This window comes from Caballeronia sp. ATUFL_M2_KS44 (assembly GCF_023630965.1).
Taxonomy (GTDB): domain Bacteria; phylum Pseudomonadota; class Gammaproteobacteria; order Burkholderiales; family Burkholderiaceae; genus Caballeronia; species Caballeronia concitans.
In genome coordinates, this window is the sequence record NZ_JALQEA010000060.1 from 1 (window position 1) to 14982 (window position 14982).

The 14982-nt window shown below is 53.3% G+C and carries 10 protein-coding genes and 2 pseudogenes; 11 read left to right on the forward strand and 1 reads right to left on the reverse strand.

The annotated features are described in order from the left end of the window. Positions 1 to 432: 432 nt before the first annotated feature. The 10 genes and pseudogenes from NCR39_RS26120 (at position 433) to NCR39_RS26165 (ending at position 13293) form a co-directional block, all read left to right on the forward strand. Positions 433 to 1047 carry a tyrosine-type recombinase/integrase gene (locus tag NCR39_RS26120; protein WP_250455315.1) on the forward strand — a complete coding sequence of 205 codons (615 nt, stop codon included), beginning with the start codon at positions 433 to 435 and terminating at the stop codon, positions 1045 to 1047. Positions 1048 to 1711: 664 nt separating this feature from the next. After that, on the forward strand, positions 1712 to 2638 hold the full coding sequence (locus tag NCR39_RS26125) for an SIR2 family protein (RefSeq protein ID WP_250455317.1): 927 nt from the start codon (positions 1712 to 1714) through the stop codon (positions 2636 to 2638). Positions 2639 to 2867: 229 nt separating this feature from the next. Continuing rightward, entirely contained in the window at positions 2868 to 3740 is an 873-nt protein-coding gene (locus NCR39_RS26130) for a hypothetical protein (protein WP_250455319.1), read from the forward strand. 322 nt (positions 3741 to 4062) lie between these two features. Then, positions 4063 to 4362 carry a hypothetical protein gene (locus NCR39_RS26135; RefSeq protein WP_250455321.1) on the forward strand — a complete coding sequence of 100 codons (300 nt, stop codon included), beginning with the start codon at positions 4063 to 4065 and terminating at the stop codon, positions 4360 to 4362. Between the two features lie 669 nt (positions 4363 to 5031). Beyond that, on the forward strand, positions 5032 to 5787 hold the full coding sequence (locus NCR39_RS26140) for a lysozyme family protein (protein ID WP_250455323.1): 756 nt from the start codon (positions 5032 to 5034) through the stop codon (positions 5785 to 5787). A gap of 340 nt (positions 5788 to 6127) precedes the next feature. Further along, complete coding sequence (locus NCR39_RS26145) at positions 6128 to 6820, forward strand: pentapeptide repeat-containing protein (RefSeq protein ID WP_250455325.1); 693 nt, start codon at positions 6128 to 6130, stop codon at positions 6818 to 6820. 1313 nt (positions 6821 to 8133) lie between these two features. Further along, the gene (locus NCR39_RS26150) at positions 8134 to 9036 is read left to right on the forward strand and encodes a hypothetical protein (RefSeq protein WP_250455327.1); all 903 of its coding nucleotides are present in this window, start codon (positions 8134 to 8136) and stop codon (positions 9034 to 9036) included. After that, the gene (locus NCR39_RS26155; RefSeq protein ID WP_250455329.1) at positions 9033 to 9953 is read left to right on the forward strand and encodes a S1 family peptidase; all 921 of its coding nucleotides are present in this window, start codon (positions 9033 to 9035) and stop codon (positions 9951 to 9953) included. The genes NCR39_RS26150 and NCR39_RS26155 overlap by 4 nt, the downstream gene beginning before the upstream one ends. Before the next feature lies 1 nt (position 9954). After that, positions 9955 to 11943 (forward strand): S8 family peptidase, encoded by a 1989-nt coding sequence (locus tag NCR39_RS26160; protein ID WP_250455331.1) that lies wholly within the window; start codon positions 9955 to 9957, stop codon positions 11941 to 11943. Positions 11944 to 12672: 729 nt separating this feature from the next. Beyond that, positions 12673 to 13293 (forward strand): annotated as a pseudogene (locus NCR39_RS26165) (ATP-binding protein). Positions 13294 to 13367: 74 nt separating this feature from the next. Here NCR39_RS26165 and NCR39_RS26170 read toward each other — a convergent pair. After that, positions 13368 to 13523, reverse strand: a pseudogene (locus NCR39_RS26170) (IS3 family transposase); the annotation flags it as partial. Between the two features lie 456 nt (positions 13524 to 13979). Between NCR39_RS26170 and NCR39_RS26175 the strand changes: the two are divergent. Further along, the gene (locus tag NCR39_RS26175; protein WP_250455333.1) at positions 13980 to 14960 is read left to right on the forward strand and encodes a hypothetical protein; all 981 of its coding nucleotides are present in this window, start codon (positions 13980 to 13982) and stop codon (positions 14958 to 14960) included. Positions 14961 to 14982 lie beyond the last annotated feature (22 nt).

Here is a 14982-nt window from a genome sequence, read left to right on the forward strand (position 1 = left end):
TCGTCGAAACAATGAAAAGGTTAACAGGATTCATCGAGTGTAAACAGCCCTTCGCTCATTTTGTTAAAGGTTCTAAGTCCCTCACGCAGACGGTTGCCTGCTGTGCTACATCGCCAAGGTTAGCAATCTGCCAGGCCCCCTGACGTTTACCGCAACCGGCGTCCATATCTGCTGTGGCCGGGATGGCAACATACGTCGGCCGGCAGTGCGTTGGCTGCGTTGGGTCGTGAGTGTGAGTTCCCTGGTGCCGGCGGTTAAAGCCCCACCGCCCGCCGCCACCATGGTCAGCAACCTTCCAGGGTGCAGACGTTAAACGAAATCAGCCCCAATGTTAGCAAAGGCCGACTTGGGCAAAGAGGCTGCTCCAACGGTCACGGCGAAACAGTATGGTGGAAGACAATGTAACTCCCATCAACTCAATGGGAGGCTGTCATGGGAAACATTCAAGGCCGTGAGCCCTGGAACAAAGGCAAGTTAGTTGGTCAGAAGCCGCCGCTCAAGCCGAAGGACGTCTGGGCAATCCGGATTCACCTTCAGAACGCGCACGCGGTTCGTGATCTAGCGCTATTCAATCTTGCGATCGACAGCAAGCTGCGCGGGTGCGACCTCGTCAACCTCCATGTTCGCGACGTAACACACGGCAATCAGATACTGCCGCGCGCGATGATAATGCAGCGCAAGACCAAACGACCCGTGCAGTTCGAGGTTACAGAACCCGCTCGGGTTGCGGTCGCTGCATGGATCGAGAAAGCTAAGCTAAGATCCGACGAGTACCTTTTTCCAAGCCGCTTTTCTCGGTCGCCGCATATCTCAACGCGGCAATACGCTCGGAAGGTGCATCAATGGGTCGCCGCGATCGGGCTCGATCCGACCGCTTACGGCGCACACTCCATGCGCCGGACGAAGGCGACTTTGATTTACAAGCGGACGAAGAACCTCAGAGCGGTTCAACTTCTGCTTGGACATAGCAAGCTTGAAAGTACAGTCCGATACCTCGGCATAGAGGTCGACGATGCGCTCGAGATTTCCGAACAAACGGAGATCTAAAAAAGGTCGCGGCCGTGGGACAGGCTGTTTGTCGCTGGGGCCGCTGTCGCATTTGGGGCATCGCTCCTCTCGGCCACGAGCCGACGCTCGAAAGCGTCGTCGGTCAGACGTTCAGGCATCGGCTCCGTTCGGTAACCGGACATCCGAAGGTCAAGGTCGGACGCTTCCATCGGCCTCAGCGGCCATCCGCCGGAGCGCAATTCTGCGCGGTCTCGAACGGCCGCACTGGAGAAGATCGAACGCCGCTGGAGGACACGACGCGGCCATTTGATGCCCTCGACGAACAGTGGTACCTGTCAGAATCCTGGTCATTCTCGCCATGGCAGGTAAGCCAATTCTGCGTAGACGAGGGGCGAGTGGCATAAATCGACGCCGCACCTCCGAGGATGAGTTACTCGTCATCCTCGATGAACAGCGCCTGCTTCTGCCTAGATGGAAGCGAATGGCCACTTGCCAACTCGACGCCGATCAATCATATTCCGAACATTTGGTCTAAAAATAGGGGCAATGAGTGGGAGTCAAAGAACTAGACGCGGTGAATGTCAAATTTAAAGGCCAGTTAGCCTCTGGAAAATGGACGCTCTGCATTGGAGCGGGAGTTTCGCGAGACATTGTGCCGACATGGCAGGAACTGACACGCAGGCTGGTAAACGAAACGTTCGGAATGTCCCTGTCAGAGGCAGAGTTCGCAAGCTCGGCGTCTGACAGTGCATGGGGATTGGACAGCTGGATCCAAGCGTGTGCGAACCACTATCGGTTGAATGGTAGAACGGACCCTGAATTCTTTGACCTGATAGAGACCCATCTTTATTCAGATTTGCGATCGCGGGGAAAAGCTGCTGGCATTGAGACTGTTCTCGTTAACGTCCTAGATCGGCCGCAGAACGCATCGCGCGAGGACGTAATGCGTGTGTGCGAGTTTTTCGAGGCCGAGTACCGAGATACTTCGTTGCTGGCAATGGTACGGCTACTACTTTCCTGCCTTCAGCAGGACAAGTTGCCGCAAGCGGTTGTAAGCTTCAACGCAGATACACTGTTGCACACCTTGCTGGAGTTGTATCAGCGACGCGACCATTACCTCGGACCGCCACCGTATTCACATCCGAAATATGCGTTCAAGGCGGTGTACCGTCCGACGGACGTTCCACGCAACCGCACGCCTATCTACCACTGTCACGGATCGATCAAGCCGACGGCCGGGGGTCGTAAGCCCCCTAGGGACTCCAGAGATCGGCTTGTTTTTCTGGAAAGTGAATATATTCGCGTTGCAACAGTGGCGGCCTCGTGGGCAGAGACGCTGTTCATGTTCCACGCTCAAACGACAACTATGGCATTTCTCGGTTTTTCGATGTCCGATCCTAATATGCGTCGGTGGTTAGCGCTGTCGAACGACAGTGCGTTGCAAGATCTCAACGCTCTGACCAGCGTGACAGAGTTCACCCCTCGTCATATCTGGTTGACTCCGGATACAAAGAATGCGGCGCTTAAGACTTTGCGAAACGAAGCACTTGTTCACCTCGGAGTGCGACCGGGCTGGATCAGGGACTGGTCGCAGACGCAACTCGCATTCCACAATCTACTGGCACTTTGATGAACATTCGCGGGGCGCCGCGGCTCGCGCAGCGTTACATCACGGGCGTCCCGTCATAGTCGTTTTCCTTTTTGGAATTCTGTGTTGATCAATTCATTAGCGGCCAACATAGCGCGACGCTAAAACAAAACCTTGGATGTCGCTAATCGGGCTCAGTTGGTGCTTCCAGCACGTGAAATCCGATCCGCCATTCTAGAACAAACATCATGCGCATATGCATTTGCCACATATGAAAACGAATGCCGATACGAGCGTTTCAAAATTTGCTGGACGCGATTGGTACTACGACTTTAAAGTGCTGAGCACGCTTGAAAACAAAGCATGCACAAACGTCGCAGACCGGATGACTCAGCGTTACACGAAAGAAGCGAAATTGTGGACGGAGGAGCGGAACTCGGGATGGACCTGTCGTCTTTTTACAGCTGCGAAGCTGATCATGGCAGCGACCCTGCATGTAAATGCGTGCGACTATTCCGAAGAAAAGAATCTACGAGTTGTCGCCCCGTACCTCCGTTACTATGCTGTTCTGTCGCTCCTCCGAGCAGTCTGTCACACACTTCCCGAATTCGACTGGAATGGCGGCGCCCTTATACAAATGGCACATGGAAAAGCAATTGACGGTGCGATTAGCCATTTGCGAAGGTTTGATCCGGCAATCGCTGACGGAGCTCTCAAAGAAGTAAAGCTCCTTAAAGCGGAACGAGAGCTCGTTTCCTATCGGGCGCCCAGCGCGGGCGACGAAAACGTAGGCACTCGAGATGCGTTCGTCCGTCTCTGTCAACTGCTTTGTGACGTAGCTCAATTTAATTCCGAGCTTCTTGAGAGATGCATTATCAGACACGCGGACAAGTCTACGTTCCAGCTGCGCAATGAAGATGCAGAGAAAATAGCGTTTATAGATATCGACGGACATTACTTTCTCGACGATGAGGATGCAAGGCGATTGTCCTATTTATATCGGAAGCAGCCTTGTCCAACGAATCTGATGTTTTACATGAAGGAAGGGTTCGTCGACGATTTCTTTCAGGCGTGGGGAACCACGGAAGAAGACGAACGATTCAATCCTCATGATTCGATTCGCTGTATTTTTGATATTCCATGATACGCGTTCGAGCGCTGATACGGACCCTGACGAAAAACGCTCGTACCATTATTAGACGACTCTCGGCGCAATAGGGGCTGTACGGCGGAATCATTCCGGTGTCCCATGGGGATGATTCGCCGGCTGGTCTGTCACGATACTGATACGCTTGGCACGCCGCCGCGACAACAGCCTTCCCCTTGTGACAACCAACTTCGACACGCCGTTCGAGAGGGGCGTTGCGCAGCGAAAGAAGCGGCGAGATGCTTAGTCACGAGTGGTCGCGTGAAATAGACTTCTTCGGGTCACGGGTCGGTGGCGCGCGCCCCTGATGGCGTTCGCAATGACGTGGCTGACGGGGGTCATCGTTGCAGCCCTACCTTGCGCACTTCTCGCGCCTTTAGCGCGCCACTTTGCAATCAGCAACTTGCTTTTCTACCTGGTTGCCGGTGTTGGTATCGGGCTGATTCTGGTGCCGGTGTTTCTCGGCATTACCAACTTCATCTCTTGGTACACCGATCCGCCTGATCGAACGAACCTGACGATGCTTCAAGGCTTAAAGCATCTAGGGGCAGGCTTTGCCATCGCGGGCGCCCTCGCCGGTGCAATGTTCTGGAAGCGAGCCGGGCAGCATTATCACTAGGGCCGGTTTTCGCTTTATTCGGGCACTGACAAGTGCCGCCTCGCACGTTTTTCGGCGATTCGGGCAACGCTCCTCAATGCCTGAAACTGGGCGGGAGCGCCAGTTCGACTTACGATCCGCAGAGCGGGGGTTAAAACTTTCAGCAGCAGCTTTCCGGCGGACTTGGTGGATGCGCACTCCCGGCCATGAAGCGCCATTCACTCATGCCGTCACTCGGACATTCATATGTCCGCTGCGCTCCCGGAGTCGGCGCAGAGGCAACGTTTACCGAACTTCTAACAAACGTAAGAACGGTCTTTGCAGAGCGGGATACCCAAGAAAGTTGCTGCTAGCGAACTTACGTACGCGTTGCGTCAGCCTTGCAATTACCCGCTTCTCTTTAGGGCGACATCGTCGACCGCACCGGCACGTGATAGATGGCGCTACGCTTACAGGGGGTCTCAAAGAACCGCTTTTTTTCGGCCTTGCTGTGTCCTATGCTTCGCAGAAGCCGCCTTTCTTCCATGGAAATCACCAAAAAGCTTGAGCCTGAGAATGCACAAATCGATAACTGCGTTTCGGGGCCGCGCTCACGGTGGCAGCATACTGGCGCTAGCGTTCGCCATAGTGTGTCTCTCGAGTCCTTCGCTTGCTACACCCGTTTCCTGCGGGTTGCAGGCGCCAAAGCCGTTGAATCTGGATCTGGTCGAATCTGATTTCCGAAAACACTTTTGCGTCGGTATGTCGACCGAGCGGTGTGACCGGCGATGGGACAATATTTCACCGCTGATGTCGAAGCTTTCTACTGACCCGGCTGTGCCGACGGTGGGGACAGCGGCATATATGCTGGCAACGACTTTTGTTGAGACCGGGATTGCAGATTTCGATCCTGGTACCGTCGAACGAATGCCCGCAGACGGGTCAAAGCCAAAGTACTACCCCTGGATTGGACGAGGCTGGGTTCAGCTCACTTACGAGAACGAATACCGGAGGGCATCTCTTGTCCTCCAGTCGATGGAGCAGTTCAAAGGCCAGGATGTGGACTTGTTGAAAAATCCCGACCTTGCTCGCAAACCAGAGCTTTCGTACGTTCTTCTTGTACAAGCCATGACACAAGGCCTGCTTGAGCATTACCGTGTTTCCGCAGCTGGAGGGTGCGGCCCGAACAATGACAAGTGTATCGTTCCGATCAGGATATCCGATTTTGTTAACGCCTCAAAGGCGGATTACGGGCACGCCCGGGCAGTTATCAACGCAGACTGCGTTAATCCATTGGGCCGAGATGGGCGTCCCGTCAAGGGCGGCAAGCAGCCCTGCGCAAATATCATTTACGAAGATAAGGGCTACATCCCCGATGCCGGCCGGTTAGATGCAGGACCCTTAGCGGCTTCGCAGGCAGCCCAGTTTGAAGCAATGCTCTGTAAAGGGATGGGCCTCGGGCCATAGTAAGACTTCGCTGCTCTGGGCTTATCATCGCGTTTTGATATCGGATCAAGAAGGGAGGTTCATTAACGCGCTTTTTTTCGCCGGCAGCAAGACGAAGCAGTTGCAGCCCGTCAAGGGGCCCGGCCGATAGTCGGCAAATCACGACACTCCCGAAGGGCGGCAGAGGTCGCATTCGCTGGAATGCCAGTATCGGGCTCAAAGTTGGTTCGGTGACAGCGTTATCGTCTCTCTCTTTCAGTGCTCGCCTATACTCAAAACACCCGGATCGAGAACACCATCGAAGCCAACGGTCATGCGAAAGATTCGGAGGGTCACGCTTCGTAAGCCGTCAGTACGGCAAATGCCGATCAAAAGGCGGGCAACGCTGCTCGCCCGTCTGCGCGACGAGCTTTCCTTTCGGCTTTGGGTAGACATCACCACAATGCTGGCATCGATAGCAGCAGTAGTAACGCTCGTTCTTTTGCTCAGAGACCGGCCGATGGGCGAAAACACAAGTGCGTGGCAGCTGTTGGAAAGCTATCTCGTACAACACCCGCGCCCGAGATTCAACGAAGGGCAAGTCTTTGCAATGGAGACCTTGACATCGAATCACGTCGAGTTGACTAATATTGACGCAGCAGGTATCGACTTAAGGAATGCTCAGCTGCAAGGCATTGTGGCAGTGGGAGGCTCATTCATCGACGCCTATATGCAAGAAGATAATCTTTCAGGCGGTGACTTTCGATGGAGTAGATTCCGTAACGCCACTCTCAAATGGTGCGAATGCCGAGAGATTAGCTTTGAAGGTGCCGATTTGACGGGCGCGTCTCTCCTAGGAGGATCTTATGATCGCGCGAACTTTCATGGCGCTGACATTTCGGGGATTGTTATAGGCACAAATTACAGCGGTATGTCTATGGACGAGGATGCCATGCAAGATGCATGTTTCGACAAATCGCACCCGCCTGACCTCGGTGGCGTCAAGTCGCCGCTATATCCCCAGAGCGATGCTTGCGTCGCTGCTTGGGGAAAACAGTGGGCTTCTAAAAGATAGGACACGGCGGAAGAAGTTTTAGTACCGATGCATTCCCGGGGCCAATTACAAAATCGAGGAGGCAGCAGCTTAGGCGCCAACACGACTGTAGTCGAACTTCTTGGCAAATGTCGGCTGTGTTGCGATTCTTAAAAAAGTCAGTTGGAGAGAATGGGTTCTACATTGCAGTGCGTAATGCAGATAATGCAGATAATGCAGACTAACACGGCACAATATTCCGTGACCGGGGTCGAACTCTTATTCAAACACGTGGGAACCATCGGTTTCGATGAAGACACCGCAAACCCCGACGAGCTTCGAAGAGGCGCAGACTCTGCAGATAGCGCATTGGTGCGACCAGACATTTGTACGTCCGCTTCACTTTGACAGCAGAAATCGATCATATGGTGTTGGACTGACCGGATCGGGTCGCGTACGGTCCCCCCTCGTGAGACGGCACCCGGCCACTTTCTGCCGCTCGCGTGAGGCATCCACTTGTCACCCGAACGACTGCTCCACTTCGAAACCGGCCCGATAGGCAATATCCGCCCGTCGGCCACGCACCTCGCTACTCGTGAAACGACAGCCAACGATCAGGACTCGTTCGCCTTTCGCGCCAATCCACCTTCGGCCACGCCACATCGTGAACGGCAGCGAAGCAGCGAGCGGCAGCCTCACCGTGGATGCACGGTGAGTGTTGGCTAGGGCTGAGGCGCAAGGGTTTGTCGTGAGACAGCACGCGGCCAATGCCGCCGGTTCGTGGTTCGCAAACCCGATCACTCGCATGGCGTTTTGTCAGGAACTCGAGGAATCGCCTCGCAATTGAGCGCCCCTAGTGGCATCTGACAACTTTAAGAGACAGATTCAACATGGCCGATCGTACATTGCGGTTCTGCGATGGTGAAACAGAAAAAAAGTCCGTTCGTTCGGCAGTAGGTGATCAGATCGAGCGAGGTCCGATTGCTGGACTTGACGAACAGAGTCCCAAGCAATCAGTCGCTCCCGATAGTGAACTCTCGCGAATGGGATTGCTCTTGCACGTAGCGATGAGCGAGTTGCAGGATGAACTTACGCTGCTTAGAAAGTCTGACAATAACGCACGAAGTGTGCGCCTTGCCATGCGATAAATACCGTTCTATATTCAATCCTAGAAATCACCCCAAACTTGAAGACATGTTTGTCTCGAGCTGAGCGCAGCATTTTGATAACCTTCAACCTTTGCTATCGATCAGATTTCTTTTTTACATAATACATAGCACTACATATCAAAAAATAGTAAGAGACATGAATACCAAATTTTTAGAGAATCGTGATTAAAAATTGTAGGGGTAAAAATGAATCAAAAGAGAAGTCTCACATTTTGTCTAATTATTTCTTTTGCCGCAACCGGCTGCGGTGTGGTCCCACCCCGCGTTCAGTATAGCGAATATACTCCGAATATGGACGGCCAATCCGCGAACGGTGATCAGCTCATATTTCGCCTCCGACGGTCCGTTTTGTTAATAAAGAAGTCTTCGACGGCGTTTACTTTTGAAGCGAGTCCTTATGAACTGACGCCCGACAGTAAAGCTTTCATAAAAACTTATTACATGGCTGGTAAAGATGATCTGCGTTCAACGACTCAGCTAAAAATAACTTATCTTGATAGCACAAAGATTCCCGACACCATCACGGTAACAACTACCGATAATCTTGCCGACACGATTTCAAAAATCGGCGAGGTGGGCCAAGCGATCGCACCGGTCGCAGCGGCATTCGTTTCGGGCCAACAGGCGGTCCTTCCGCCTACGTTTAATGACACTACGCTCGATCCTGCCGAAGTCGCTGATGAAGCTATCGTGCCCGATCCAAGAAATGACGGTATTTGCCTCCGAGTTAGCAACCGCGTGACCGAACCTGGTGTTTCGGCCAAGGATTACATTGACGCGGCGAAGGCTGGTGCGCGCCATGACTTCCCAACTCCTGCCTGCGTCTCGGCCCAAGTCGAGGTCCTCCAATGCAGGACGGACGGTACTGCCCCTACTGTTCTTGCATCCGCGCACACGACTTTTGCATCTGATCAGATAGTCGTTCCAATGTTGCTCCCCTCGACCGGCTCATTAAAAATGAACACAGTTTGTGGAGCAAACGTGACACCTGCGGACAAAGAGGATCGCTATCAAGTCTTGACATATCTGCAAAATTTGATGAAGTCAGTTTCGAGCGTGCAGTCTGCGGTAAAGAGCGCGAAGAAATGAGTAAGCAAGGTCTTATCACAGTCGGCTTGCTTTTGCTCGCTACCGTGTCTTCGTCGTTGTCCGCTTATGCAGAGACCGACGTTTTTCCTTTATCTGAGAAGCTCGAAACCTTGGGTAAGCCGCTGATTGTGAACGGCAACACTGCTGACCCCAACGAATACCCTGCTTCCTTTCAAGCGGGGGACAGTGTCGACGACATGTGCACGTGGTTTCTTATCAATTCACAGACCTTGGTCGGCGCCGCTCATTGTGTTAAGTCGGCGGACAGAACGGTGACTATAGTTGCGAATGGAGCGAGATACTCGGGAAAATGCGCGACGCCATTAGACTACCTGGAAGACGCCTCGATTTCATATCCGGACGCCTGCCGGCAGTCAATTTACGATCCAAACGATCAAAGTCAGGACTGGGCACTCTGCTTACTCGCTAAGCCCTACGATGTGCCTAGATCCCCGACGATTCCCATCAGTGGATTTGAGGTCCTAAACGCCGACCCAAAGCGACTCGTTGAGAACCAGCGAATAGAGATTAGCGGCTTCGGATGCACCGATCCGAAAGGAGCTGTAACCGACAAGTATCAAATAGGCACGAGTGTAATTGCGGTATTGCCGCCGCGTGCACATATCCCGAACGTCACTGGACGAACGTCTAACGCAATTGAGGTCCGACAGGCACCCGCACTTCTCTGTAATGGAGATAGCGGTGGACCGGCGTTTCTTCTTCCAAGCACCGATCAAGCCATCCGCGTCGTGATCGGAACAAATTTGAAGACTGCTTTAGATTCGGGCCAGAGCTTCCTTGCCAGCACGAGTACGAACGATGCTCTGAAGTATTTCCGATGTTGGGCCGATGGTCACAAACAACGTCTTTGCGGGTTGCATGCAGACGCAAAAGGATGCAGACCTACGGCACCATGACATGATGAAACGATCAATCGCCTTGATGAGATTTCTATTCCTCTGGTTTGGTGCTGGCGTCTCATTTGCGTCCCATGCGCAGACTCCGTCTGCTCTTTCCATGAAACTAGCGCCAGTCTTCGACTCTCAGGCCCGAGAGAGGCTGTGGGCCAATCTTGATAAGGTTTCGGAGAATTCGTCGCTTAACGTATACGCCAGTGAGTCTGTCGTTGACGCCGTGAAGCGGCAGTGCGGCGGCGCGCCGAAGGATCTGGTTCAGATTGTTCGAGACAAAAATCCAGGCGTCAAGGAAGCGCCAGTAGACTTCGATCGAAAGTTGAACTTCATTCCGTGTCCATATTGGTATTTCGGCAAGGATTCTAAACGCCCCAGTATCCAAGTCAAAGAGGGCGAAAACTTGGCCAACGTCTTACCTCTATATACCGCGAGCAGCGCGAAGAGAACCCTGGATGTTGTCAAGCAATTGAATCCGGGGATGATTGGTCAAAACAATACTGTGGTGAAAGATGGGGCGCTCCAGATTCCCTATGTTGCGCGTAACCTCGTTGTCCCTTTACCCCCAACCGTTACCCCTCAAGAGGCGAGCGCGCTGGCGTTAAAGTTGGGGGAAACAGCGGCTCCCGCCGCAGTGCCCGTCGATCCCGTCGCGAACTCCTCCTTTGGACCGAATCAGTACCGCTTGGTCGAGGAAGCTGCATGGCAATCAGAGGACCCGCGAAGGGATTGCAACGGCCCTCAGATTGACACTCAGTGGCCCGTGGACATTGCCGCTGCAGTTAGCGCGCTGTCGGACACCCTAGCCAAGCTCAAAATGAAGCCGGACCCAGGTGTCGTGTTGATTGCCGACACGGGATTGGATGTAACAAATTCGGAATTCGCAGGCGCGCTTTGGACCAATTCGGGTGTTGCGAACAATCTGCCAAGCGTTGTTGAAAATTACACGAATGACCTTCATGGGGCGAGCATGGTTTTGCGCACGGGAAACGTCATGCCCGCCGGGGACTATAAGTACTCTACTCATGGCGGAGATGTCGCAAGGATATTGCTCAAGAGCTTCGACCCGGCACCTACGGCAGAGCGGCATGTCGTGGCAGCCATAGCCAAACTCAACGATGAGGTATCTCCGTATTTGATTCAATTGAATGCGATTCCAGCATCATTTTCTTATGCGCGGCAAATTCGTGCTGACGTGCTCAACCTCAGTGTGGTTATTGCGTCGCCGGATGATGGATTGAGAAGTGCGCTGCAAAGCGCGAACTTTTTAGTCGTTGCTGCTGCAGGAAACGATGGAGCATTTCTTGACCAGAAGAAACTTTTTCCCCCAGCATTTCCGGATTTGAGAGAGAGGATGCTCGTAGTCGGCGCGCACGACTGGAGTCGCGAGCTCGCGCCATTTTCGAACAGGGGAACCTTGGTTGACGTTTTAGCGCCAGGATGCGCAATTCCTACAACGCGCCCTGATGGAAGCATATCCTTGCTCTCCGGAACGTCATTTGCCGCGCCTTTCGTCTCGCAACTCGCCGCGCTCTTGCGCTCGGAAGGACTGAGCTTGGGCTACGTGAGGACCCGAATCCTGGCTACTGCGGATTATATAAGTGATATTGCCCTGCTTACACGCTATGGCGTAGAGCTAGACGTGCCGCGGGCCTTACGCATAAGGCAAGATTCCATTGCTTTTTCAGACGCCAAAAGAACAGTGCTATACGGTGAGCTCGACAAGTATCAGTCGTGGACATGCAAGGTCGGAGGTACCACCAGAGTTTTCTATCCGCAGACCGTCGTCAAGGTGATACCAGCGGCAAAGACTGCAGCTGGGGAGGTCGCACGGATCTGGACGCGATCTTCAGCTTCCGGGGGCTTTGAAGAAATTACTTGCGATGCTCCTCTCACGGAACCGTTGGCTTTCAAAAAGGACGGTGACTTAGAATTCAAGAAATACGACTGGAAACAAGTTAGCGACGTTGCACCGATGGTTTGGGCTACAAACTGAGCAAAGAAAGGAAAATATCCACCGGACTGTATTTCCCCGCAGGGGCAGTGGCGTCAATTTATTAAACCCGGCTAATCGCACCGAGTTGGCTAAGTGAGATCGGGTGGCTGTGACGCAGGACAAGTCTACTTCAAAGCGGTCTGAGAGACAAAGCGGTTCATCAACGACAAGAGATGAAGGCGCACGCTATGGCTGGGCAACCAGCAATGTGGGCTTCCTTCCAACCGCATCCTCGCGTCAGGAGTAGGAGATGTAAATATTGTCTGGTGCATCTTCGGACGCCGCCGCTGGAATTGCCCAAGGTCGAGCGGCGGGAGGGGGACGCGTGCCGAACTTCGCGGCGCCCACGGCTCGATCCGCGGTGTTCAAACTGCGATATCAGGTAGCGGCCACCAAGCGTCACTCAGTCGTGCACACGCCCGGACTTTCAGACGGCGCTGTTTCTCTGATGCAGCCGTCATTGCTGACCTGTGCTGAACCGCCAGACTACTGTCCTTGATTCAACCCGGTAGGAGAGGTGTTTGCGCGTTCGCGCGCCATCGAAGGCCGCCCGCACATCGCCCCCGTATTCGGAAGGTAACTGCCCTACATGCAATGTGAAGGTGGCGCTGAGGGCCAGCGGAGCTGGCCTTGGCGCTCACGCAGGAACCCCTGATCCGTCCAGGTGACGGATACGGCGAGTTCTTCAACGTCGGTGCGCAACACAGCGCCACTCTTATCCATCAACAAATGGAGAAACAGCATGAACGCCACGGCATCGAGCGGGCGCTCGGACTGCTGCGCCTGTCAGGCGTACGCGACACACTGGAAACCCGCGTGTTGCTTGCACTGGGCACCCAGCGGCCACTCCTCGAGACCCTCGTCCTCTTCTGCAGGCGAACCCGACCGGCCTCAGTCGCGGCTCATCGAGCAGCACCATCAGCAGGACTCGAGGAGAAGCTCATGCTCGCCGAGTTCGACTGGTCGTTCAATCCGAAAATCCCGCGTCAGGTGCTTCTAGCTCAACGCGCTGAAGTTCATCGCCGCCGGCGAGAACGGATTGATCATCGGCAAACCTGGCACCGGGAAGCTCACGTTGCCAAGGCCCTGTTCCTGGCCCGCTCAATACCGGACGAGGCCAGCGCGCTATTACAGACACGGGTCCATCAGCGCTATGGACTGCGCCGAAGCACCATAATCAACTCCACTCGCGTCGTACAGGACTGGGGAGCGTATCTCGGCGATAACAAGATGAGCACCACGATCCTCGATCGCCTCATGCATCACTGCCACCAGCTTGAGTTCAACGGTCGTAGCTACCGCCTCAATGAAGCCGCCGAGGCCCTTGCACAGAAAACGAAAGAGGAATAAAACTCGACCTCGTCCTGCTTCACCCGGTGGCGGATTTTAGGCGACTAAAACTGGGGGTCAACACACCGTCCGGGCGCCACCATTCCATCGAGATGCTGGCAACAGTTGTGGATCGTCTGCTCGCTTAATCCGTGCTTCTTCGCCACCTCGGCAACCTACATCTTGTCCGCCTCGCGCAGTATCGTGACCAGATGTCCTTCCGTGAGTCGACTTTTCTTCGTGCCATCCATTTCTTCGTTGTAAGCCATTCTTTTCACTTTCAACCGTCCGAAATCACCACACAGGTCACAACCCATGACTGCACTGTGACATTCGAAACATCTTAGGATACGAAATTCTTTGTGCTCGATCCGACGCCTTCATTCAGCTTCGTTGAGCTGGAGCCGGAATCTCGCTGACAGGCGCGTTGGTAAGTATGGTGAGTATAGATATGACGTTTAGCACGCGCCTACTAAGCAACCTGTAACTCACCGTAAAAATCGCTTATCTGGCCACTCTCAAGCCCGACGCTCGATGCCAGAACCGAATTGTTTGGCGAGATTGTCGAGGAATACGATCTTTTCCTGGACGCCAGCAGTTTGGTGAACTAGCTTATACGACACTTGTTCGTACAGTGCAGCATCTGGCCTCGGAATTGATACTTGTTCGAACGCAGAGCTTTCCCCGTCAAGAAGGGAGCCCTTGCCTTGGAAACGTCGCAGCAACAAGAGACAGCAGTCACCGAAGCTCTCCTACAAACTGAGCGTCGCTTGCGACTTGCTCGTCTGAAGGCCGAGCTTAGAGAGGTAACTTCATCGACAGAGTCGGTGAGTGCCGAACAAATTGATGGCCAAAGTCGGATGAATTTCCAAAAACTCCTCTTGGAACAAATCTCGGATCGGCTTAACGAGTTAAACGTCAGTCCGCCGTCGTACTTAGTTGCCGTGATTCACGATTGGGTCCGAACACACTGGGATGTAAGCCTGCGCGATGTTAATTTAACGTACGGGATACCGTTAACTTATATCAATAGCGCTCTCAAGGCACTGTTAGAACAAGAACACGAAGCTGAAGAAAACAGAGAAGAGGCACGAGAGCTTAATAATAACTCAACTAAAAAACAGAGTTTTTTGTCCTCGTTTGCTCCCGCGTTGAAAAACGGCCCAGAAATCCGTATCCAACGTCGTCAGCACCGAATTCAACGTCTTTTCGCGGAAGCAAGCGTCATCTTTACAGCAGCTGCTGCTGGCTTCATGTTTTGTATGCTTCTGATTGGATGTGCGGACCTTTTCAGAGCTGTCTATCAAGGTTCGTTGAGAGTCGTGCAGCATGTTGAGACGGAACAACACGAATTCCTTCTTACGAGTCTTGGGGCCTTGGAGGTGATACTTGTTGCACCATTACCTTATCTTTTAATTCTTTCACTCAATCGATATATTAAAGCGTTGGCATATCAAGAGAGAACGGATGAATTTCGTCGCGAACTTTTAGAATTTAAGGCTTTTGAAGTGGCGTTGTTCATCGCAATTATTGCTGCGACATCGGTAAGTGATATTCTCGATCATCATTTTGATCTGAAAGTAGCGTTGCCGACAATAGCAATAATAGGGATCCTGGCCATCTATTACTTTATCATAGAGCGCGCTTGCAGAGAATCCGGAGAAACTACGATGGGCAATCGGAAATAAGTTATTACATTGGTCGGATCAG

Coding starts and splice junctions, on each gene's coding strand:
- NCR39_RS26155 (WP_250455329.1), top strand. CDS start 9,033: ATGAGTAAGCAAGGTCTTATCACAGTCGGCTTGCTTTTGCTCGCTACC.
- NCR39_RS26145 (WP_250455325.1), top strand. CDS start 6,128: ATGCCGATCAAAAGGCGGGCAACGCTGCTCGCCCGTCTGCGCGACGAG.
- NCR39_RS26160 (WP_250455331.1), top strand. CDS start 9,955: ATGATGAAACGATCAATCGCCTTGATGAGATTTCTATTCCTCTGGTTT.
- NCR39_RS26125 (WP_250455317.1), top strand. CDS start 1,712: ATGTCCCTGTCAGAGGCAGAGTTCGCAAGCTCGGCGTCTGACAGTGCA.
- NCR39_RS26135 (WP_250455321.1), top strand. CDS start 4,063: ATGACGTGGCTGACGGGGGTCATCGTTGCAGCCCTACCTTGCGCACTT.
- NCR39_RS26120 (WP_250455315.1), top strand. CDS start 433: ATGGGAAACATTCAAGGCCGTGAGCCCTGGAACAAAGGCAAGTTAGTT.
- NCR39_RS26130 (WP_250455319.1), top strand. CDS start 2,868: ATGAAAACGAATGCCGATACGAGCGTTTCAAAATTTGCTGGACGCGAT.
- NCR39_RS26150 (WP_250455327.1), top strand. CDS start 8,134: ATGAATCAAAAGAGAAGTCTCACATTTTGTCTAATTATTTCTTTTGCC.